This window comes from Streptomyces sp. MAR4 CNX-425 (assembly GCF_048656465.1).
GTDB lineage: Bacteria > Actinomycetota > Actinomycetes > Streptomycetales > Streptomycetaceae > Streptomyces.
Genome location: NZ_JBMDLF010000009.1, coordinates 181,673 through 200,983, shown reverse-complemented (window position 1 = coordinate 200,983; position 19,311 = coordinate 181,673). Strand labels below are relative to the sequence as shown.

The following is a 19,311-nucleotide window of genomic DNA, read 5'->3' as shown; positions in this document are numbered from 1 at the left end:
CGTACGCCGCGCCGTCCCGGCAGCCCACCGCACGGGCGTCCGCACCGGACCTCCCGGCGACCGGGTGATCGGGCGTCCGGGAGCCCCGGTGCCGCCGCGCTCCCGCGGGGTCAGTCCTCGAACAGCCGCAACCGGTGCGCCACCGCCGCCGCTTCGCCGCGGCTCGACACCCCGAGCTTCGCCATCAGGTTCGACACGTGCACGCTCGCGGTCTTCGGCGCGATGAACAGGACCTCCGCTATCTCGCGGTTGCTGCGGCCGGCCGCCACCAGCCGCAGCACGTCCGTCTCCCGGGCCGTCAGGCCCAGCGCCGCCACCGGGTCGGCGGGCGGCCGGCGGGCCGGGCCGAGGGGGATGCGGGCCCGCCCGGCGAGTTGCTCCACGGCCTCGCGGAGCGGGACCGCGCCCAGGCGGACCGCCGTCGCGTGGGCCTCGGCGAGCAGCGGGGCGGCCTCGTCGCGGGCCCCGTCCAGCAGCAGCGCCTCCGCGCGGCGGTGCGCGATGTGCGCCAGCGTGTGCGGGTGGCCCAGCGGCTCGTAGGCCGCCGCGGCCGCCGCCCACGCGCCGGGGTCGGACGTGCCGCGGGAGCGGGTCAGCTCGGCGGCGAAGAGGCGGGACAGCGGCGTCCACAGCGGGCCGGACGCCGGCAGCGTGGCCGCCACCTCCGCCAGCCGCGCCACGATCGCCGCGCGCCGCTCCTCCGGCGCGCCCGGCTCCCCGGCGACGTCCGCCGTCAGCCGCGCGCCCGCGCACAGCAGCTGCCAGACGTAGGTCTCCTGGCCGGGCCCCACCAGCGGGGCGAGCGGGCGCTCCAGCACGTCGAGCGCCTCCGGCACCCGGCCCAGCGTCCGCAGCGCGCTCATCTCCACGGCGGCGAAGGGCAGTTCGTACTGCGGCTCGCCGTCGTTGCGGCCCCGGTAGCGGCGGGCCGCGGCGATCAGCTCCGGCACCAGCCCGAACTCCCCGCGCAGCAGCGCCAGCTCGGCCCGGCGCAGCGCGACGGAGGCCGTGCTGCGGGAGCCGACCGCGAACCGCATCCACTCCTGGCGCAGCTGCTCGGCCCGGTCCCACTCGCCGAGCGAGGTCAGCGACTCCACGACGTTGAGCGCGGCGAAGGCGGCGGAGTCGTACAGCCCGCGGCGGTGCATGTCCGCCATGCCGGCGAGACCGGCCTCGACCGCCTCCGCGGACCGGCCGGCCTTCTCCAGCGCGTCGCAGAGGTTGATGCACGCGCGGCTCAGCTGGCGGTACGCCCCGCGCTCCGCGGCCAGGTCGCGGATCTCGTACAGCTCGGCGATCCAGGCGGCGGAGTCGCTCGTGGCCGAGCGCAGCGTGCTCAGCGTGATCCGGGCGCCCAGCTCGACGTCCTCCGCGCCGGCCTGCCGGGCCAGCTCCACGGCCCGCTCGGCGAGCGCCATGCTGCCCTGGCCGGAGGCGTGCAGCAGCTCCCACATCGCGACGTGCGCCAGGACGTCGGCGTGGGTGGCCGACGCCGGCAGGTCGTGCACCAGCTCGTGCGCCCGGGTCAGCTCCGCGCGGCCGTCGCCGCGGCCGGCGAGGGCGGTGAGCTTGGAGCGCTCCAGCCAGAACCAGGCGGCGCGCAGCGGGGCCCGGGTCTCGTCGACGACCACGAGGGCCTTCTTCACGAACTTCAGCGCCGGCTCCCACTGGCCGTCCAGCCGGGCCGCGAAGGCGGCGTGCGCCAGCAGGTCGACCAGGTGCAGCTCGGTCTCCTCCGGCCGGTCCCCGCAGCCGCACGGCGGATACGACTCCATCCCGCCGGGCAGCGGCAGCTCCCGGCGCTGGGCCGCCGGCACCTCGTCCCACAGCTCCAGCGCCCGCTCCAGCAGCTTCAGCTGCTCGGCGTAGGCGTGCCGGGCGCGGGTCTCCACGACCGCGTCGAGCACGGCGGGCAGGGCCTTGGCGGGGTCCCGGGCGTAGTACCAGTAGCTCGCGAGCCGGGTCGTCCGCTCCTCCGCCGCGACCAGGGCGGGGTCGGCCTCCAGCGCCTCCGCGTACCGCCGGCTGAGCCGGGTCCGCTCGCCGGGCAGCAGGTCGTCGAGGACGGCCTCGCGGAGCAGGGCGTGCCGGAAGCGGTACGCCTCGCCCTCCTCGTCGGGCACCAGCACGTTCGCCCCGACGGCGGCGCGCAGGCCCTCGATCAGCTCGTCCTCGGCGAGGCCGGAGACGACGGCGAGCAGGGCGTGCGGCACGCGCGCGTTCCGCGCGGCGAGGCGCACGACGCGCTGGGCGCCCTCGGGCAGCGCCTCGACCCGGACGAGCAGCAGGTCGCGCAGGGAGTCGCTGAGCCGGCCGGCGTCGTCGCTGAGGGCCAGCTCCTCGACGAAGAACGGGATGCCCTCGCTGCGCGCGTACACCTCGGCGGTCAGCTCGCGCTCGGGCTCGGGCACGCCGCGGATGCCGGCGAGCTGGCTGCGCACCTCGTCCTCGCTGAGCCGGGCCAGCTCCAGCCGCTGCACCGAGCGCAGCCGGTCCAGCTCGGCGAGGAAGGGGCGCAGCGGGTGGCGGCGGTGGACGTCGTCCGAGCGGTACGTCATGAGGACCACGAGCCGGGCGCCCTGTACGGACCGTACGAGATAGCCCAGCAGCTCGCGGGTGGAGCGGTCCGCCCAGTGCAGGTCCTCCAGGGCCAGCACCACCGTCCGCTCCGCGGCCAGCCGCTCCAGCAGGCCGACGGTCAGCTCGAAGAGGCGGGCCCGGCTGTCCTGGCCGGGCGGCTCCTCCGCGACCGGGCCGAGGTCCGGCAGCAGCCGGGCGAGCACCGGCTCCTGGCCGGCGGCCAGCTCCGTCAGCTCGGCGCCGAGCCTGCGGTGCAGCATGCGCAGCGCGGTGGCGAACGGCGCGAACGGCAGGCCGTCGGCGCCCAGCTCCAGGCAGCCGCCGACCGCGCTGACCGCGCCGGCGCCCTGGGCGGCCTCCAGGAACTCGTCCAGCAGCCGGCTCTTGCCGACGCCCGCCTCGCCGCCCACGAGCAGCACCTGCGGCTCGCCGAGGGCGGCGCGCGCGAGCGCCCCGTCGAGGGTCTTCAGTTCGTCGTGGCGGCCTGCGAACACCGGGCTGATGGATCGGCTCTGCACACTGTCGAGCATGGCACGCGGCACTGACAGCGTGGAATCGGTTTTCTCCCCGGCCCCCGTCAGCGGACGGCCGGCTCCCGCGGCAGCCCGATGTGCTCGGCCGCCGCCGGCTCCCCGGGCCCCTCGACGCCGATGCGCGGCAGCCGCCGCTCCAGCCAGCCCGGCAGCCACCAGTTGGCCCGGCCCAGCAGGTGCATCAGCGCCGGCACCAGCAGCGTACGGAGCACGAAGGCGTCCAGCGCCACCGCCGTGGCCAGCGCCACCCCGAACATCGCGATGATCCGGTCCCCGCCCAGCGCGAACGACGAGAAGACCGCGATCATGATGAGCGCCGCACAGTTGATCACCCGGCCGGTCTCGGCGAGCCCGACCCGCACCGCGCGCCGGTTGTCGCGGGTGGCCCGCCACTCCTCGTACATCCGGCTGACCAGGAAGACCTGGTAGTCCATCGAGAGCCCGAAGAGCACCGAGATCATGATCACCGGCAGGAACGGCTCGATCGGCCCCGCCGCCCCCAGCCCGAGCGGCCCGCTGCCCCAGCCCCACTGGAAGACCGCGACCACCACCCCGAAGGACGAGGCCACGGACAGCACGTTCATCAGCGCGGCCTTCAGCGGTACGCCGACGCTGCGGAACGCCACCAGCAGCAGCGCGCAGCCCAGCGCGATCACCACCCCGCCGAAGAGCGGCAGCTTGCCGACGATCACCTCGGCGAAGTCGTCGTGGGCGGCCGTGAGCCCGCCCACCCGCACCTGCACCGACGTGCCGTCGACGGCGTCCGGCAGCACGTCCGTGCGCAGCCGGTCCACCAGCCGGGACGTCGCCGCGTCCTGCGGCGCGGTCGTGGGGGTGACGGTGATCATTCCGGTGCCGCCCCGCCCGTAGACCGCGGCGGAGGCGTCGGCGACGCCCGGGGTGCCGCGCAGCTTCCCGGGCAGCGCGTCGAAGGCCACCCGGTCGGCCGCGCCGTCGAGCCCGGCGACGAGCGTGAGCGGGCCGTTGCTGCCCGGCCCGAAGCCGTCGGCCAGCAGGTCGTACGCCTGCCGGGTGGTGGCGCTCGCGGGGTGGTTGCCCTGGTCGGAGGTGCCCAGGTGGAGCGCGGCGACGGGCAGCGCGAGCACGCCCATCAGCACCAGCGCGAGCCCGCCCAGCAGCCGCGGCCGGCGCTGGACCACGGCCGCCCAGCGGGCGGCCAGCCCGCGCGGCACCTCGGGCCGCGGGCCGTTCTCGACGAGCGCGCGGCGCTCGCGGCGGCTGAGCGCCTTCATGCCGATGGCGCCGAGCAGCGCGGGCAGCAGCGTGAGGGAGGCGGCGACGGTGAGGACGACGGTCAGCGAGGCGGCGACGGCCACGCCGCCGAGGAAGTCCAGCCGCAGTACGAGCATGCCGAGCAGCGCGATGCACACGGTGACGCCGGCGAAGACCACGGCCCGCCCGGCCGTGGCCACGGCGCGCTCCGCGGCCTCGCCGACCGGCAGCCCCTCGCGCAGACCGCGGCGGTGCCGGGTGACGATGAACAGGGCGTAGTCGATGCCGACGCCGAGCCCGATGAGCATGCCGAGCATCGGCGCGAAGTCGGCGAGGGACATGGCGTGGCCGAGGAGGGTGACGCACCAGTACGCGGTGCCGACGCCGACCAGCGCGGTCGCGATCGGCAGCGCCATCGCCGCGAGCGAGCCGAAGGCGACGAAGAGCACGACGGCCGCGACGGCCACCCCGACGGCCTCGCCGTAGTGCACGGACGGCGCCTGCGTCAGCCCCGCCCCGGGACCGCCGACGGCGACCTCCAGGCCGTCGCCGGCCGCCGCCCCGGCGGCGTCGACGACGCCGCGGACGTCGGCCGGCGCGAGGTCGTCGACGCCGGCGTGGTACGTGACGGTGGCGTACGCCGTACGCCCGTCGGCGCTGACGGCGCCGCCCTCGCCGCCGCCTTCCGCGGCGCGGCCGGCGGCAGCGGGGGCGCCGGCATCGTACGAGCCGTACGGCCCGGCCACGTCCGCGACCCCCGGCAGCCCTGCGACCCGGGCCAGCGCCGCGTCCACCCGCTCCCGCGCCGGCGCGTCGCGCACCCCGTCGTCGTCGTGCCAGACGACGGTGTCCGCGGCGCCGTCGAGGCCGGGGAACCCCTCGGCCAGGAGCGCCTGCGCCCGCCCGGACTCGGTGCCGGGGACGTCGTAGTCGTTCGAGTACGCCGGCCCCAGCACGGCCGCCGCGACGGCGGTGCCGGCGAAGACGGCGAGCCAGAGCAGCATGACGACCAGTCGGCGGCGCAGACACCACCGGGCGAGACCGGACACGGGCGGCTCCCTGAGATATTCGTGATCTTTCAGGGAGTTCGGCCCTCAAAGACTCCTGCACCAGCGCTGCCACTGTTACAGGTGCGGGAGATCGTTTGTCCGATCAGTGGCTTTTTTCACATGTTCAGTCCGCTACGCCCAGCTTCTCCATGATCAGCTCACGCGCCCGGGCGGCGTCCGCCTGGCCCCGGGTGGCCTTCATGACCGCGCCGACCAGCGCCCCGGCCGCCGCCGTCTTGCCGCCCCGGATCTTGTCCGCGACGCCCGGGTTGGCCGCGATGGCCTCGTCGACCGCCGCGCCGAGCGCGCCCTCGTCCTTGACGATGGCCAGGCCGCGCTTCTCGACCACCTCGTCGGGGCCGCCCTCGCCGGCGAGGACGGCGGCGATGACCTGGCGGGCCAGCTTGTCGTTCAGCTTGCCCTCCCCGACCAGCGCCGCCACCCGGGCGACCTGCTCGGGCGTGATGGCCAGCGCGGCCAGCTCCACGCCGTCCTCGTTGGCCCGCCGCGCCAGCTCGCCCATCCACCACTTGCGCGCCGCCGCGGCGTCCGCGCCCGCGTCCATGGTGGCGACGATCGGGCCGATCGCGCCGGCGTTGAGGATCGACTGCATGTCGTGCGCGGAGACGCCCCACTCCTCGCGCAGCCGGTTGCGGCGCAGCCGCGGCAGCTCCGGCAGCCCGGCGCGCAGCTTTTCCACCCACTCGCGGGACGGCGCCACGGGCACCAGGTCGGGCTCGGGGAAGTAGCGGTAGTCCTCCGCCTCCTCCTTCGTACGGCCCGAGGTGGTGGTGCCGGTGTCCTCGTGGAAGTGCCGGGTCTCCTGGACGACCCGGCCGCCGCCGTCGAGGACTTCGGCGTGCCGGACGACCTCGGAGCGCACGGCGCGCTCGACGCTGCGCAGCGAGTTGACGTTCTTCGTCTCGCTGCGGGTGCCGAAGGCGGTGGCGCCGGCCGGCATCAGCGACAGGTTCACGTCGCAGCGCAGCTGGCCCTGCTCCATCCGGGCCTCGGACACGCCGAGGGCCTTGATCAGCTCCCGCAGCTCGGCCACGTACGCCTTGGCGACCTCGGGCGCCCGGGCGCCGGCGCCGGTGATCGGCTTGGTGACGATCTCGATCAGCGGGATGCCGGCCCGGTTGTAGTCCAGCAGCGAGTGGGAGGCGCCGTGGATCCGGCCGGTGGCGCCGCCCACGTGGGTGGACTTGCCGGTGTCCTCCTCCATGTGGGCGCGCTCGATCTCCACCCGGAAGACCTCGCCGTCGACCTCGACGTCGAGGTGGCCGTCGTAGGCGATGGGCTCGTCGTACTGCGAGGTCTGGAAGTTCTTCGGCATGTCCGGATAGAAGTAGTTCTTCCGGGCGAAGCGGCACCACTCGGCGATCTCGCAGTTCAGCGCCAGCCCGATCCGGACCGCCGACTCCACGCCCGTCTCGTTGACCACCGGCAGCGCGCCGGGCAGGCCGAGGCAGACGGGGCAGGTCTGGGTGTTGGGGCCGGCGCCCAGCGTGGTGGCGCAGCCGCAGAACATCTTGGTCGCGGTGCCGAGCTCGACGTGGACCTCCAGGCCCAGCACCGGCTCGTACGTCGCGAGGGCGTCCTCGTACGTGACAGTCACAGCTCTCTTCCAGCCTCTCGACCCCGGCGCGGCCCGCTCAGCCGGCGAGGATGTCGTCGTCGTTCTTCCGGCGCAGCTCGCGCAGCAGCAGGGCGACGCCGGTGGCCATGGCGGCGGCGGACACCGCGGCGTCGAGCTGGCGCAGCCGGTCCTCGTCGAAGCGCGCCTGTTTCATCTGCTTGGCGATACCGACCGCGCCGAAGAGCGTGGACGCGAGGGACATGTACAGACCGGCCTTGGACTTCTTGAAGTCCTTGGCCTTGGCGAACTTGCTCATAGGGCGGGTGCCTCCTCCAGCAGGGGGTGGCCCCACCGGGCGGTGAACGCGGCCTCGACCGCGGCACCGACCCTGTAGAGCCGGTCGTCGGCCATGGCGGGGGCGATGATCTGCAGCCCCACCGGGAGCCCGTCCTCCGGCGCGAGGCCGCAGGGCAGCGACATGGCGGCGTTGCCGGCCAGGTTGGACGGGATGGTGCACAGGTCGGCGAGGTACATCGCCATGGGGTCGTCGACCCGCTCGCCGAGGGGGAACGCGGTCGTCGGGGTGGTCGGCGAGACGAGCACGTCGACCTGCTCGTAGGCGCGCTCGAAGTCGCGGGTGATGAGGGTGCGGACCTTCTGTGCGGAGCCGTAGTACGCGTCGTAGTAGCCGGAGCTGAGCGCGTACGTGCCGAGCATGATGCGGCGCTTGACCTCCGGGCCGAAGCCCGCCGCGCGGGTGAGCGAGGTGACCGCCTCGGCGGAGTGCGCGCCGTCGTCGCCGGTGCGCAGGCCGTAGCGCAGGCCGTCGTAGCGGGCGAGGTTCGAGGAGCACTCGGACGGGGCGATCAGGTAGTACGCGGCGAGCGCCTTGTCGAACGTGGGGCAGGACACCTCGACGACCTCGGCGCCGAGTTCCCGCAGCAGCTCCACGGCCTCGTCGAAGCGCTGGACGACGCCCGCCTGGTAGCCCTCGCCGCGGAACTCCTTGACCACGCCGACCCGCATCCCGGCCACCGACCCGTTGCGGGCGGCCTCGGCCACGGCCGGCACGGGGGCGTCGATCGAGGTGGAGTCCATCGGGTCGTGCCCGGCGAGCACCTCGTGCAGCAGGGCCGCGTCCAGCACCGTACGGGCGCACGGGCCGCCCTGGTCGAGGCTGGAGGAGAACGCGATCATCCCGTACCGCGAGACGCCGCCGTAGGTCGGCTTGACGCCGACGGTGCCGGTGACGGCGGCGGGCTGGCGGATGGAGCCGCCGGTGTCGGTGCCGATGGCCAGCGCCGCCATGTGGGCGGTGATGGCGGCCGACGAGCCGCCGCCGGAGCCGCCGGGGATCCGGGTGAGGTCCCAGGGGTTGCCGGTGGGGCCGTAGGCGCTGTTCTCGGTGGAGGAGCCCATCGCGAACTCGTCCATGTTGGTCTTGCCGAGGATGACGACGTCGGCTTCCTTCAGCCGCCGGGTCACGGTCGCGTCGTACGGCGGGATCCACCCTTCGAGCACCTTCGACCCGGCGGTGGTGGGCACGCCCTCGGTGGTGAAGATGTCCTTCAGCGCCAGCGGCACCCCGGCCAGCGGGCCCAGCTTCTCGCCGCGCTCCCGCTTGGCGTCCACGGCCCGCGCGCGGGCGAGCGCGCCCTCGCGGTCGACGTGCAGGAAGGCGTGCACCTTCTCGTCCACGGCGTCGATGCGCGCCAGGTGCGCCTCGGCGACCTCGACGGCGGTGAGTTCGCCGGCGGCGATCTTCGCGGCGGTCTCCGCCGCGGTCTGCCTGATGATTCCCGAGCTGTCCGCCACGGTCACTCCTCCCCCAGGATCTGCGGCACCTTGAAGCGCTGCTGTTCCTGCGCGGGCGCGCCGGAGAGCGCCTGCTCGGCGGTCAGGCTCGGCCGGACGGCGTCCGGGCGCATGACGTTGGTCAGGGGCAGCGGGTGGGAGGTCGGCGGTACGTCCTCGCCGGCCACATCGGAGACGCGGGCGACCGCGCCGATGATGGCGTCGAGCTGGCCGGCGAAGTGGTCCAGCTCCTCACCGCTCAGCTCCAGACGCGCCAGCCGGGCGAGGTGGGCGACCTCCTCGCGCGTGATGCCAGGCATGCGGGTCATCCTCACAGGGTGGTGTGACGGTTTCGGGCCAATCCTATGGGGCGCGGGGCGCTGTGCCCGACCGGGTTTCCCGGCGGGGCGGTACGGGCCGCGTCCCGGCCGTCGCCCCGGACCGCGCGACGGGGGGCGGTCCGGGCGTCCGCGGGGGCCCGGGCGGCCCGGAGGGCCGGGCGTACCGGGGGTCCGGGCGTACTGCGGGTCCGGGCGTACCGGCGGGGGCGGCTGGGGCCCGCGAGCGCGCCACCGCGCCCGCCGCCGGTCACTTCGCCGGCTTCACCGGCCCGACCGGTCCCACCGGCTCCTCCGCCTCGTCCGGCTCCGGCCCCGCCGCGACCGTCTCGCCCGGCGCTCCGGCCGGCGTCCGGGCCGCCTCCTCGCCCGCCGTCTCGCGCGCGGCGCCCGGCGCGGCCGGGAGCGCCCTGGCCCCCGGGGGGCCCGGGCCGCGGGCGCGCAGCCACGCCGTCGTCTCCTGCGGCGGCATCGCGGCGGCGACCAGCCAGCCCTGCACGGCGTCGCAACCGAGGTCGCGCAGGTGCTCCCAGGTCTCGTCGTCCTCGACGCCCTCGGCGACGACCCGCAGGCCCAGGGAATGCGCGAGGTCGACGGTGCAGCGGACGATCTCCAGGTCCTCCGGGTCGACGGCGAGCCGGGCCACGAACGAGCGGTCGATCTTCAGCTCGCTCACCGGCAGCCGGCGCAGGTGGACCAGCGACGAGTAGCCGGTGCCGAAGTCGTCGAGGGACATCTTCACGCCGTGCCCGGTGAGCCCGGCGAGGGTGTCGGCCGCCCGCTGCGGGTCCTCCAGCAGCACGTGCTCGGTTATCTCCAGTTGCAGCGCCCCCGGCGGGACGCCGTGCCGGGCGAGGCGGGCGGCGACGGCGCCGGCAAAGCCGGGGGTGTGCACGTCGCGCGGGGAGACGTTGACGGCGACGGGGACGTGCAGGCCGGCGGCGCGCCAGTCGGCGACCTGGGCGAGCGCGGTCTCCAGCACGTACTCGGTGAGCACCGGCATCAGGCCCGAGGTCTCGGCGATGGCGATGAACTCCTCCGGGCTGACGTGCCCGCGCTCCGGGTGCGCCCAGCGGACCAGCGCCTCCAGCCCGACGACGCGGCCGTCGAAGCCGACCTTCGGCTGGTAGTGCAGGGCCACCTCGTGGGCCTGCAGCGCGCGCCGCAGGTCGCCCAGCAGCCCGAGCCGGTCGGGGGTGTTGCCGTCGCGGCGGGCCTCGTAGACCTCGACGCCGCTGCGGTCCCGCTTGGCCTGGTACATCGCCACGTCGGCGCGTTGCAGCAGGCCCTCGGTCTCGGTGGCGTGCTCGGGGTAGACGGCGACGCCGGCGCTGGCCTCCAGCACCAGGCTCATCCCGTCGAGGTCGAGCGGGGAGCCGAGGGCGGCGACGAGCGTACGGGCCACCCGCTGGGCGCTGGTGGCGGAGTCGGTCAGCGGGATGAGCACGGCGAACTCGTCGCCGCCGAGCCGGGCGGCCTCCGCGCCGCGCGGCAGCGCGAGCCGGAGCCGGTCGGCGAGTTGGAGCAGGAGCCGGTCGCCGGCGCGGTGGCCGAGGGTGTCGTTGACGGCGCGGAAGCGGTCAAGGTCGATGAGGACCAGGGCGGCGCGGCGGCCGGTGGCCTCGGCGGCGCCGAGGGCGTGCCGGGTGCGTTCCAGCAGCCACTGGCGGTTCGGCAGCCCGGTCAGCGGGTCGCGCAGCTGCTCCTCGGCGCGGGCGCGGGCCATCCACAGGCTGGAGTCGAGCGCGATGAGCGGCACGGCGAACAGGGGCAGCAGCACGGGGCGGTTGACGGCCACGACGATGATGAGCGGCGCGATGCCGAGCAGCGCGGCGCCGCCCAGCCCCTGCCGGGTCAGCGCGGCGCGGGCCAGCAGGCCGGGGCCGTCGCGGTGGCCGGGGGTGGCGTACCAGGTGAGCACGCGGGTCACCAGGACGTACGAGAGCGCTGCGGCGATCAGCTCGGGCAGCGCGTACAGGTCCCAGGTGTCGGGCTCCCAGGGCCGCTCGACCGTGGGGCTCTCGCCGCAGGTCCACAGCACGACGGCGGCCGACGAGATGCCGAGGACCTCGACGGCGCCGTGCAGCGGCGCCTGGCGGCGGTGCGGGCTGCGGACGGCGCCGACGGCGAGGATGACCAGCAGGCTGACGAGGGCGGCCGGGATCCAGCCGTAGAGCAGCAGCACGGCGAGGGTGAGCGCGGCGGCCGAACCGTTCCCGCCGGACCAGCGGTCGCGGCCGGGTGCGACCAGATGGGCGATGAGCAGGACCGTGAGGACGACCAGGCCCCAGCCCGCGGTGCCGCGCGGGAAGAGCGCGTTGCCCTGGCGGAGCCCGTGCAGCAGGCCGAGGGCGAACACCAGGGCGCCGGCGGCCCGCACCAGCCAGGGCAGGGCGGGCAGCACCAACCGGCGCAGCACCGGCGCCGGTTCCGTGCTCTCCGTCGGTCGCATCCCGTCCCTCTCACCGCCTGGGGCGCGCGTCGGCGCGCCCATCCACATTAGGCCGCGAACGGCCGTCAGGGGCGGCGATCGGCTGCGGTCGCCCGATTGCCCCCGACTCGCCGGTTTCGGTCGGGCTTCGTACGGATGCGGCGCCGGGGGCTACTCGGGCGGCGTCACGGCGGCCTCGCGGGCGGCGTCGGGACCCTGCTCAAGGAGGACGGCGAAGCCCGCGTCGTCGAGGACCGGGACCTTCAGCTGCACGGCCTTGTCGTACTTCGACCCGGGGTTGTCACCGGAGACGACGAAGTCGGTCTTCTTCGAGACCGAACCCGTCACCTTCGCGCCGCGGGTCTGCAGTGCCTCCTTCGCGCCGTCCCGGGTGTGCGACTGAAGTGTTCCCGTGACGACGACGGTCAGACCCTCCAGCGGACGCGAATCTTCCGATTCATCGGCCTCCTCCTCCATCCGCACGCCCGCGGCCCGCCAGCGCTCGACGATCTCGCGGTGCCAGTCCTCGGCGAACCACTGCGTCAGCGAGGCGGCGATGGTGGGGCCGACGCCCTCGGCGGCGGCCAGCTCCTCCTCGCTCGCCGCCATGATCCGGTCGATCGAGCGGAACTCGCGGGCCAGCGCCTCCGCGGCGACCGGGCCGACGTGCCGGATGGACAGCCCGGCGATGACCCGGGCCAGCGGCCGGTCCTTGGCGGCGCTGATGTGACCGAGCATCAGCTCGGTGTTCTTCTTCGGCCTGCCCTCCTTGTTGGCGAAGAAGGTGACGACCTTCTCCTCGCCGGTCTCCGGGTCCCGCTTGGGCAGGCCGGTGTCCTGGTCCAGGACGTACGACTTGATGGGCAGCAGGTCCTCGACCTTCAGGTCGAACAGGCCGCCCTCGTCCTTCAGCGGCGGCTCCGCCGGCTCCAGCGGCTGAGTGAGCGCGGTGGCGGCGACGTACCCGAAGTTCTCGATGTCCAGGCAGCGGCGGCCGGCGAGGTAGAACAGCCGCTCGCGCAGCTGCGCCGGGCAGGACCGGGCGTTGGGGCAGCGCAGGTCGACGTCGCCCTCCTTCATGGGCTTGAGGCCCGTGCCGCACTCGGGGCACTCCGCGGGCATCACGAACTCCCGCTCGCTGCCGTCCCGCAGGTCCGTCAGCGGGCCGAGGATCTCGGGGATCACGTCGCCCGCCTTGCGCAGCGCGACCGTGTCGCCGATGAGGACGCCCTTGGCCTTGACCACGTCCTGGTTGTGCAGCGTGGCGAACTCGACCTCGGAGCCGGCCACCGTCACCGGCTCGACCACGGCGTACGGCGTGACCCGCCCGGTGCGCCCGACGCCGACCCGGACGTCGACCAGCTTCGTGTTGACCTCCTCCGGCGGGAACTTCCACGCGATCGCCCAGCGCGGCGCGCGGGACGTGGACCCCAGCCGGCCCTGGAGCGCGATCTCGTCCAGCTTGACGACGACGCCGTCGAACTCGTACGCCACGTCGTGCCGGCGGTCGGCGTAGCGCGCGATGTACGCCCGCACGCCGTCGATCCCGTCGACCACCTGCGTGTACGGCGAGGTGGGCAGGCCCCACTCCTTCAGCAGGCCGTACGCCTCGGAGAGGCGGTCGGGGCGGACGCCGTCGATCTCGCCGATGCCGTGGACCACCATGTGCAGCGGGCGGGAGGCGCTGACCTGGGGGTTCTTCTGGCGCAGCGAACCCGCCGCGGAGTTGCGCGGGTTGGCGAAGGGCGGCTTGCCCTCGGCGACCAGGTCCGCGTTGAGCCGCTGGAACTCGGTCAGCGTGAAATACACCTCGCCGCGGATCTCGACCAGGTCAGGGACGTTCTCCCCGTCGAGGCGGTGCGGGATCTCGCCGATGGTGCGGATGTTGGGCGTGATGTCCTCGCCGGAGCGGCCGTCGCCGCGGGTGGCGCCGCGGACCAGCCGCCCGTGCTCGTACGTCAGGTTGACCGCGAGGCCGTCGACCTTCAGCTCGCACAGCAGGTGGTACGGCTGGGGGTCCAGCTCCCGGGCCATCCGGTCGGCCCAGGCGTCCAGTTCCTCGTCCGTGAACGCGTTGTCCAGGGAGAGCATCCGGCCGCGGTGCTGGACGGAGGTGAACTCGGTCTCGTACGCCCCGGCGACCTTCTGGGTCGGCGAGTCCGGCGTGACCAGTCCGGGGTGCTCCTTCTCCAGCGCCTCCAGCTCGCGCAGCAGCGTGTCGAAGTCGGCGTCGCTGATGACGGGCGTCGTCACGTAGTACCTGAAGCGGTGCTCCTCGATCTGCTCGGCCAGCTGCCGATGCCGCTCACGCGCTGCGCTGTCCGTACTCACACCGGCCTCCCGTGGTCACTCCGGGTCCCGGGCGAGGGACCCCGCGGCGCGGACGCAGTGGGCGAGGGCCCGGCGGGCGTACTCCGGGTCGGCGCCCGCGAGACCGCACGCCGGGGTGATCACCACACCGCCGGCGAGCGCCTGCGGCGACAGCCCCAGCCTGCGCCACAACGTCCTGACCACACTGACGCTACCCGCAGGGTCTGACATTCGGCCCGCACCGGCGGGCGTGCCCGCCGCCGCGTCCCCGGCCGGGTCCGCCGTCGCCGGCACGACGCCCGCGAAGAGCCCGAGCCCGGCCTCCACCGCCTCGCCGACCGCCTCGTCCTGGCGTGCGGTCAGCAGCGCCGCGTCGTACGACACGGCCGCGGCGCCCGCGCGGCGCAGCAGCGCGAAGGGCACGTCCGGGGCGCAGGAGTGCACGACGACCGGGGTGGCCGCGCCGGTGCCGCCGGTGGCGCCGGTGGCGCCGGCGGCGTCGATCACGTCGCGCAGGGTGCCCTCGACCACCGCGCGGTCCACGGCCCGGTAGGTGCGGTAGCCGCTGGCGGTGGCGATCCGGCCGGTGAGCACGGCGGTCACCGACGGCTCGTCGAGCTGGAGCACCACCTCGGCGCCGGGCACCCGGCGGCGTACCTCCGACAGGTGCGCGCGCAGCCCCTCGGCGAGCGAGGCGGCCAGGTCGCGGCACGCGCCCGGGTCCCGCAGCGCCGCCTCGCCGCCCTTCAGCTCCAGCGCGGCGGCCAGCGTCCACGGCCCGGTGGCCTGGACCTTCAGCGGGCCGGTGTAGCCCTGGGTGAACTCCTCCAGCGCGTCCAGGTCCTCGCCGAGCCAGGAGCGCGCCCGGCGGGTGTCGAGCCCCGGCCGGTCGGCGACGCGCCAGCCGCTGGGCTGAAGGTGCGCGTAGACGTCGACGAGCATCCCGGCGCTGCGGCCGACCATGTCGGCGCCGGGCCCGCGCGCGGGCAGCTCGGGCAGGAACGGAAAGTCGCCGACCTCGCCGGTCACGGTGCGCGCGGTCTCCCGCGCGTCCGTGCCGGGCATGGATCCCACGCCGGTGGCGGCACCGGCACCCCACGGGCGCGTCGCAGTCTCAGTCACCAGGTGAGGGTATGCCGACCGGGCGGCCGGGCTACGGGCCGGGGCGGACGGACACGTCGGTGAGCTGGGCGTCGCGCGGCAGATCCAGGGCCGTCAGCAGCGTCGTCGCCACCGACTCGGGGTCGATCCAGCGCCCCGGGTCGTACTCCCGGCCCTCCTGGCGGTGCACCTTGGCCTGCATCGGGGTGGCCGTGCGACCGGGGTAGACGGTGGTGACCCGGACGCCGGCGCCGGCCTCCTCGGCGCGCAGCGCGTCGGCGAGCGCCTTCAGCCCGTGCTTGCTCGCGCCGTACGCGCCCCACCCGGGCCCCGCGCTCAGCCCGGCGCCGGAGTTGACGAACACGACGTGCCCGCGGGCCGCCCGCAGCCGCGGCAGCAGCAGCCGGGTCAGCTCGGCGGGCCCGGTCAGGTTGACCGCGAGCGTCTCGTCCCAGACCTCCGGGCCGGTCTCGGCGACCGGGCCCAGCTCCACCACGCCCGCGACGTGCACCAGCGAGTCGAGCCGGGCCGGCAGCTCCTGCTCCGCCAGCGCGCCGGCCAGCCCGCCCGGCGCGCCGAGGTCGGCCACGACGGTGCGCGCGCCGGGGAAGCGCTCGGCCAGCTCCGCGGCGCGCGCCTCGGCGCGGACGAGGAACCAGAGCCGGGCGGCGGGCCCGCGCGCGGCCAGCCGCCGCGCCAGCGCCTCGCCGATGCCGGAGCCGGCGCCGGTGATCAGGTGGGTGGTGGTCTCGCTCATGCCGTCATCCTGTCACCGCGCCGCCGCGTCCGGGCCGCCGGCCTCCAGGTAGGTCAGGGCGGACTCCGGGTCGTCCGCGAAGAACATCAGCTCCGTCAGCGGCAGCGGCAGGAAGCCCTCCGCCTCCATCCGCCGGAACTGCTCGCGCAGTCCGTCGTAGTACCCCGCGCTGTTGAGCAGGACCACCGGCTTGCTGTGCAGCCCGTGCTTCTTCAGCTCCAGGATCTCCGTGGCCTCGTCCAGCGTGCCGGTGCCGCCGACCATGATCACGACAGCCTCGGAGCGGCCGAGCAGCTCCGCCTTGCGCTCCGCCAGGTCCCGGGCGACGACCATCTCGTCGGCGCCCGCGCGCGCCTTGTCCGACAGGAACGTCACCGAGACCCCGACGAGCCGCCCGCCGTGCTCCTGCACCCCGTCGGCGACCACCTTCATCAGTCCCACGTCCGACCCGCCCCACACCAGGGTGTGCCCCCGCTTGCCCAGCAGCTCGGCGAAGCGCCTGGCGGGCTCCGTGTAGCGCGCGTCGAGGTCGGCGGCGGAGAGGAAGACGCAGATGTTCATACCTGACACCGTACGCGCGGGGCCCGGTGTCGTGGACCGATGATTTCCGGCCGCCGATCCGGTCGTTATCCGGGCAGCCGCCCTACCCACGAGGAGTACCCATGACGCATCTCACCACCTCCGCCGACGGCACCCCGCTCGCGTACGAGACCCGCGGCGACGGCCCGCCCGTGGTGCTGGTCCAGGGCGCCCTGTGCACCCGCGGGGTCGACGCGCCGCTGGCGGACCTGCTCGCCCCGGACCGCACCGCGGTACTGTACGACCGCCGCGGCCGGGGCGGCAGCGGCGACGCGACCGCGGGCCGCATCCCGCCGACGGGGGTCGCGGAGCGGGAGGTCGAGGACCTGGCCGCGGTGATCGACGCGGTCGGCGGGAGCGCCGCGGTGTACGGCATGTCCTCGGGCGCGGCGCTGGCGCTGCGCGCGGCGGCGGCCGGGCTGCCGGTCACCCGCCTCGCGGTCTACGAGCCGCCGTTCCGGCCCGGGGACGACGGCGGCGACGGGGACGCGGAGCACGCGGCGGACGTCGCCCGGCTGCACGAACTGCTCGCCGCCGGCGACCGGGACGGCGCGGTGGCGCACTTCATCGGCGGCGTGGGCGCGCCGCCGGAGGCCGTCCGCGAGATGAAGGCCATGCCCATGTGGGCGGACTTCACGGCGCTGGCGCCCACCCTCGCGTACGACCACGACGTCCTCGGCGACGGCCGGCTGCCGGCCGCGCGGCTGGCGGAGGTGTCCGTGCCGGTGCTCGCGCTGGCCGGCGGGGCGAGCTGGGAGTGGATCCGCGACGCGGCGCGCCGGGTGGCGGAGACCGTGCGCGACGGCCGCTTCGCGCTGCTGGAGGGGCAGACGCACGAGGTGGCGCCGGAGGCGGTGGCGCCGGCGCTCACGGAGTTCCTGACGGCGTAGCCGCGCTCCCCCGAAGGGGCCTTCTCTTCAGGAGATGCCGCGCTACGCCACCGGCGCGCCCGCGCGGCGCGTCGTCGCGATCGTCGCGGACCCGACCACCCGGGTGCCGTCGTACAGCACCACCGCCTGCCCCGGCGCGACCCCCCGCACCGGCTCCGCGAAGCCCACCCGCAGCTCGCCGTCCACGACCTCGGCGGTCACCGGCGTCTCGCCGCCGTGCGCGCGCAGCTGCGCGGTGTACGTCCCGGGGCCGGCCGGCGGCGTGCCGCACCAGCGCGGCGACAGGGCGGTCAGCGCCTCGACGTCCAGGGACGAGGCCGGGCCGACGGTGACGGTGTTGTCGACGGGCGAGATGTCGAGCACGTAGCGCGGCCGGCCGTCGGCGGCGGGGTGGCCGAGCGCGAGGCCCTTGCGCTGGCCCACGGTGAAGCCGTACGCGCCGGAGTGGGTGCCGACGCGGGCGCCGGACTCGTCGACGACGTCGCCCTCGGCGGTGCCGAGGCGGCGGGCGAGGAAGCCCTGGGTGTCGCCGTCGGCGATGAAGCAGATGTCGTGGCTGTCGGGCTTCTCGGCCACGGACAGCCCGCGCTCCGCCGCCTCCGCGCGGATCTCGGCCTTCGTGGTGCCGGTGTCGCCGAGCGGGAACATCGCGTGCGCGAGCTGGCGTTCGTCCAGCACGCCGAGGACGTACGACTGGTCCTTGGCGGCGTCCGCCGCGCGGTGCAGCTCGCGGCCGCCGTCGGCGCGGGTGACGACCTTGGCGTAGTGGCCGGTGCACACCGCGTCGAAGCCGAGGGCGAGCGCCTTGTCCAGCAGCGCCGCGAACTTGATCTTCTCGTTGCAGCGCAGGCAGGGGTTGGGCGTACGGCCCGCGGCGTACTCGCTGACGAAGTCCTCGACGACGTCCTCGCGGAACCGCTCGGCGAGGTCCCAGACGTAGAACGGGATGCCGATGACGTCGGCGGCGCGGCGGGCGTCGTGCGAGTCCTCGACGGTGCAGCAGCCGCGGGCGCCGGTGCGGAAGGACTGCGGGTTGGCGGAGAGCGCGAGGTGCACCCCGGTCACGTCGTGTCCGGCCGCGGCGGCGCGGGCGGCGGCGACGGCGGAGTCGACGCCGCCGGACATGGCGGCGAGGACCTTCAGACGGGCGGGGCGGGCCGGGTGTGTCGCTGGCGGTGTCATAGCCCCTCCAGGGTAACGAGCCCCGGGGCGGAACCGTGGGGCGGCCGGAGGCGTTGGCCGATCGGGACCGGACGGGGAGGTGGAGGCGGATGCCGACGACGGACGGCGACGGCCCGGAGCGCGCGGACGGCCCGCGGCCCGCGGACGGCGCGCGGCCCGGGCCGGACGGGCGGAGCGGGCCGGACAGCGGGAACGTGCGGGGCGCGCCGCTCGGCCCCGACGGGCTGCCCCGCCGCTCCAGCCGCCGCGCCGTGCTCGCCGCCCTCGGCGTGGGCGCCGTCGGCGCCGGCCTCGGCTGGGCCGGGTACGAGCAGCTGAAGCGCCTGTGGTGGCAGGTGCCGGGCATCGACAAGCCCCGCAGACCCGGCGAGCTGGACTACGCCGCCGCCGGCTGGGCCGGCGCCTCGGAGTCGAACTGGCGCCGCGCCGACCGCCCCGCGGACTTCCCCGTCGACCGCGTCGTCATCCACGTCACCCAGGGCAGCTACGACGTGGCGCTCCAGGTCTTCCGCGACCCCGGCCACGGCGCCGCCACCCACTACGTCGTCCGCGCCGCCGACGGGCACGTGGCGCAGACCGTGCGCGAGCTGGACGTCGCGTACCACGCGGGCAACCGGGAGTGGAACGAGCGCAGCGTCGGCATCGAGCACGAGGGCTTCGTGGACCGCCCGGAGACGCTGACCGACGTCATGTACCGCTCGTCGGCGAAGCTGACCGCGGACATCTGCCGCCGCTACGGCATACCGGTGGACCGGGAGCACATCGTCGGCCACAACGAGGTGCCGGGGGCCACCCACACCGACCCCGGGCCGCACTGGGACTGGCGGCGGTACCTGCGCCTGGTGCGCGAGGCGCACGCCGCCGCGGAGCGCAAGCCGAGCGCACGCCCGGCGCGCGACTCCTGACGCGCGCTACGCCCCCGCCGCGGAACCCCGCACGGCCCGGCCGATTCCGG

At 75.4% G+C, this 19,311-nt stretch carries 14 protein-coding genes; 2 read left to right on the top strand and 12 right to left on the bottom strand.

The window, feature by feature from the left end; all coding sequences use genetic code 11:
* Positions 1-110 precede the first annotated feature (110 nt).
* The 11 genes from ACHZ99_RS24495 to ACHZ99_RS24445 form a co-directional block, all read right to left on the bottom strand.
* The gene (locus ACHZ99_RS24495; RefSeq protein WP_420306893.1) at positions 111-3,110 is read right to left on the bottom strand and encodes a helix-turn-helix transcriptional regulator; all 3,000 of its coding nucleotides are present in this window, start codon (positions 3,108-3,110) and stop codon (positions 111-113) included.
* A 47-nt stretch (positions 3,111-3,157) separates the two neighbouring features.
* Positions 3,158-5,395: an MMPL family transporter gene (locus ACHZ99_RS24490; protein ID WP_420306892.1), complete on the bottom strand. Its 2,238-nt coding sequence runs from the start codon at positions 5,393-5,395 to the stop codon at positions 3,158-3,160.
* Between the two features lie 124 nt (positions 5,396-5,519).
* The gene (gene gatB, locus ACHZ99_RS24485) at positions 5,520-7,013 is read right to left on the bottom strand and encodes an Asp-tRNA(Asn)/Glu-tRNA(Gln) amidotransferase subunit GatB (RefSeq protein WP_420306891.1); all 1,494 of its coding nucleotides are present in this window, start codon (positions 7,011-7,013) and stop codon (positions 5,520-5,522) included.
* Between the two features lie 37 nt (positions 7,014-7,050).
* Positions 7,051-7,290, bottom strand: coding sequence for a hypothetical protein (locus ACHZ99_RS24480; protein ID WP_420306890.1), 240 nt, complete (start codon positions 7,288-7,290; stop codon positions 7,051-7,053).
* Positions 7,287-8,795: an Asp-tRNA(Asn)/Glu-tRNA(Gln) amidotransferase subunit GatA gene (gene gatA / locus ACHZ99_RS24475; RefSeq protein ID WP_420306889.1), complete on the bottom strand. Its 1,509-nt coding sequence runs from the start codon at positions 8,793-8,795 to the stop codon at positions 7,287-7,289. Before gatA ends, ACHZ99_RS24480 begins: the two co-directional genes overlap by 4 nt.
* Positions 8,792-9,088, bottom strand: a complete 297-nt coding sequence (gene gatC, locus ACHZ99_RS24470; protein ID WP_420306888.1) for an Asp-tRNA(Asn)/Glu-tRNA(Gln) amidotransferase subunit GatC — start codon at positions 9,086-9,088, stop codon at positions 8,792-8,794. Before gatC ends, gatA begins: the two co-directional genes overlap by 4 nt.
* 268 nt (positions 9,089-9,356) lie before the next feature.
* Positions 9,357-11,558, bottom strand: coding sequence for an EAL domain-containing protein (locus ACHZ99_RS24465; RefSeq protein ID WP_420306887.1), 2,202 nt, complete (start codon positions 11,556-11,558; stop codon positions 9,357-9,359).
* Positions 11,559-11,708: 150 nt separating this feature from the next.
* Entirely contained in the window at positions 11,709-13,868 is a 2,160-nt protein-coding gene (gene ligA, locus ACHZ99_RS24460) for an NAD-dependent DNA ligase LigA (protein ID WP_420306886.1), read from the bottom strand.
* Positions 13,869-13,883: 15 nt separating this feature from the next.
* Complete coding sequence (locus tag ACHZ99_RS24455) at positions 13,884-14,969, bottom strand: methionine synthase (protein WP_420306885.1); 1,086 nt, start codon at positions 14,967-14,969, stop codon at positions 13,884-13,886.
* A 31-nt stretch (positions 14,970-15,000) separates the two neighbouring features.
* Positions 15,001-15,705, bottom strand: coding sequence for an SDR family oxidoreductase (locus ACHZ99_RS24450; protein ID WP_420306884.1), 705 nt, complete (start codon positions 15,703-15,705; stop codon positions 15,001-15,003).
* A gap of 12 nt (positions 15,706-15,717) precedes the next feature.
* On the bottom strand, positions 15,718-16,266 hold the full coding sequence (locus ACHZ99_RS24445) for a TIGR00730 family Rossman fold protein (protein ID WP_420306883.1): 549 nt from the start codon (positions 16,264-16,266) through the stop codon (positions 15,718-15,720).
* A gap of 101 nt (positions 16,267-16,367) precedes the next feature.
* Between ACHZ99_RS24445 and ACHZ99_RS24440 the strand changes: the two genes are divergently transcribed.
* Positions 16,368-17,174 (top strand): alpha/beta fold hydrolase, encoded by an 807-nt coding sequence (locus ACHZ99_RS24440; RefSeq protein WP_420306882.1) that lies wholly within the window; start codon positions 16,368-16,370, stop codon positions 17,172-17,174.
* 42 nt (positions 17,175-17,216) lie between these two features.
* Here ACHZ99_RS24440 and mnmA read toward each other — a convergent pair whose 3' ends face one another.
* Positions 17,217-18,356 (bottom strand): tRNA 2-thiouridine(34) synthase MnmA, encoded by a 1,140-nt coding sequence (gene mnmA / locus ACHZ99_RS24435; RefSeq protein ID WP_420306881.1) that lies wholly within the window; start codon positions 18,354-18,356, stop codon positions 17,217-17,219.
* Positions 18,357-18,445: 89 nt separating this feature from the next.
* Between mnmA and ACHZ99_RS24430 the strand changes: the two genes are divergently transcribed.
* The gene (locus ACHZ99_RS24430; RefSeq protein WP_420306880.1) at positions 18,446-19,261 is read left to right on the top strand and encodes an N-acetylmuramoyl-L-alanine amidase; all 816 of its coding nucleotides are present in this window, start codon (positions 18,446-18,448) and stop codon (positions 19,259-19,261) included.
* Positions 19,262-19,311 lie beyond the last annotated feature (50 nt).

Coding starts and splice junctions, on each gene's coding strand:
- ACHZ99_RS24450 (WP_420306884.1), bottom strand. CDS start 15,705: ATGAGCGAGACCACCACCCACCTGATCACCGGCGCCGGCTCCGGCATC.
- gatC (WP_420306888.1), bottom strand. CDS start 9,088: ATGCCTGGCATCACGCGCGAGGAGGTCGCCCACCTCGCCCGGCTGGCG.
- ACHZ99_RS24480 (WP_420306890.1), bottom strand. CDS start 7,290: ATGAGCAAGTTCGCCAAGGCCAAGGACTTCAAGAAGTCCAAGGCCGGT.
- ACHZ99_RS24465 (WP_420306887.1), bottom strand. CDS start 11,558: ATGCGACCGACGGAGAGCACGGAACCGGCGCCGGTGCTGCGCCGGTTG.
- mnmA (WP_420306881.1), bottom strand. CDS start 18,356: ATGACACCGCCAGCGACACACCCGGCCCGCCCCGCCCGTCTGAAGGTC.
- ACHZ99_RS24430 (WP_420306880.1), top strand. CDS start 18,446: ATGCCGACGACGGACGGCGACGGCCCGGAGCGCGCGGACGGCCCGCGG.
- ACHZ99_RS24440 (WP_420306882.1), top strand. CDS start 16,368: ATGACGCATCTCACCACCTCCGCCGACGGCACCCCGCTCGCGTACGAG.
- ACHZ99_RS24495 (WP_420306893.1), bottom strand. CDS start 3,110: ATGCTCGACAGTGTGCAGAGCCGATCCATCAGCCCGGTGTTCGCAGGC.
- ACHZ99_RS24445 (WP_420306883.1), bottom strand. CDS start 16,266: ATGAACATCTGCGTCTTCCTCTCCGCCGCCGACCTCGACGCGCGCTAC.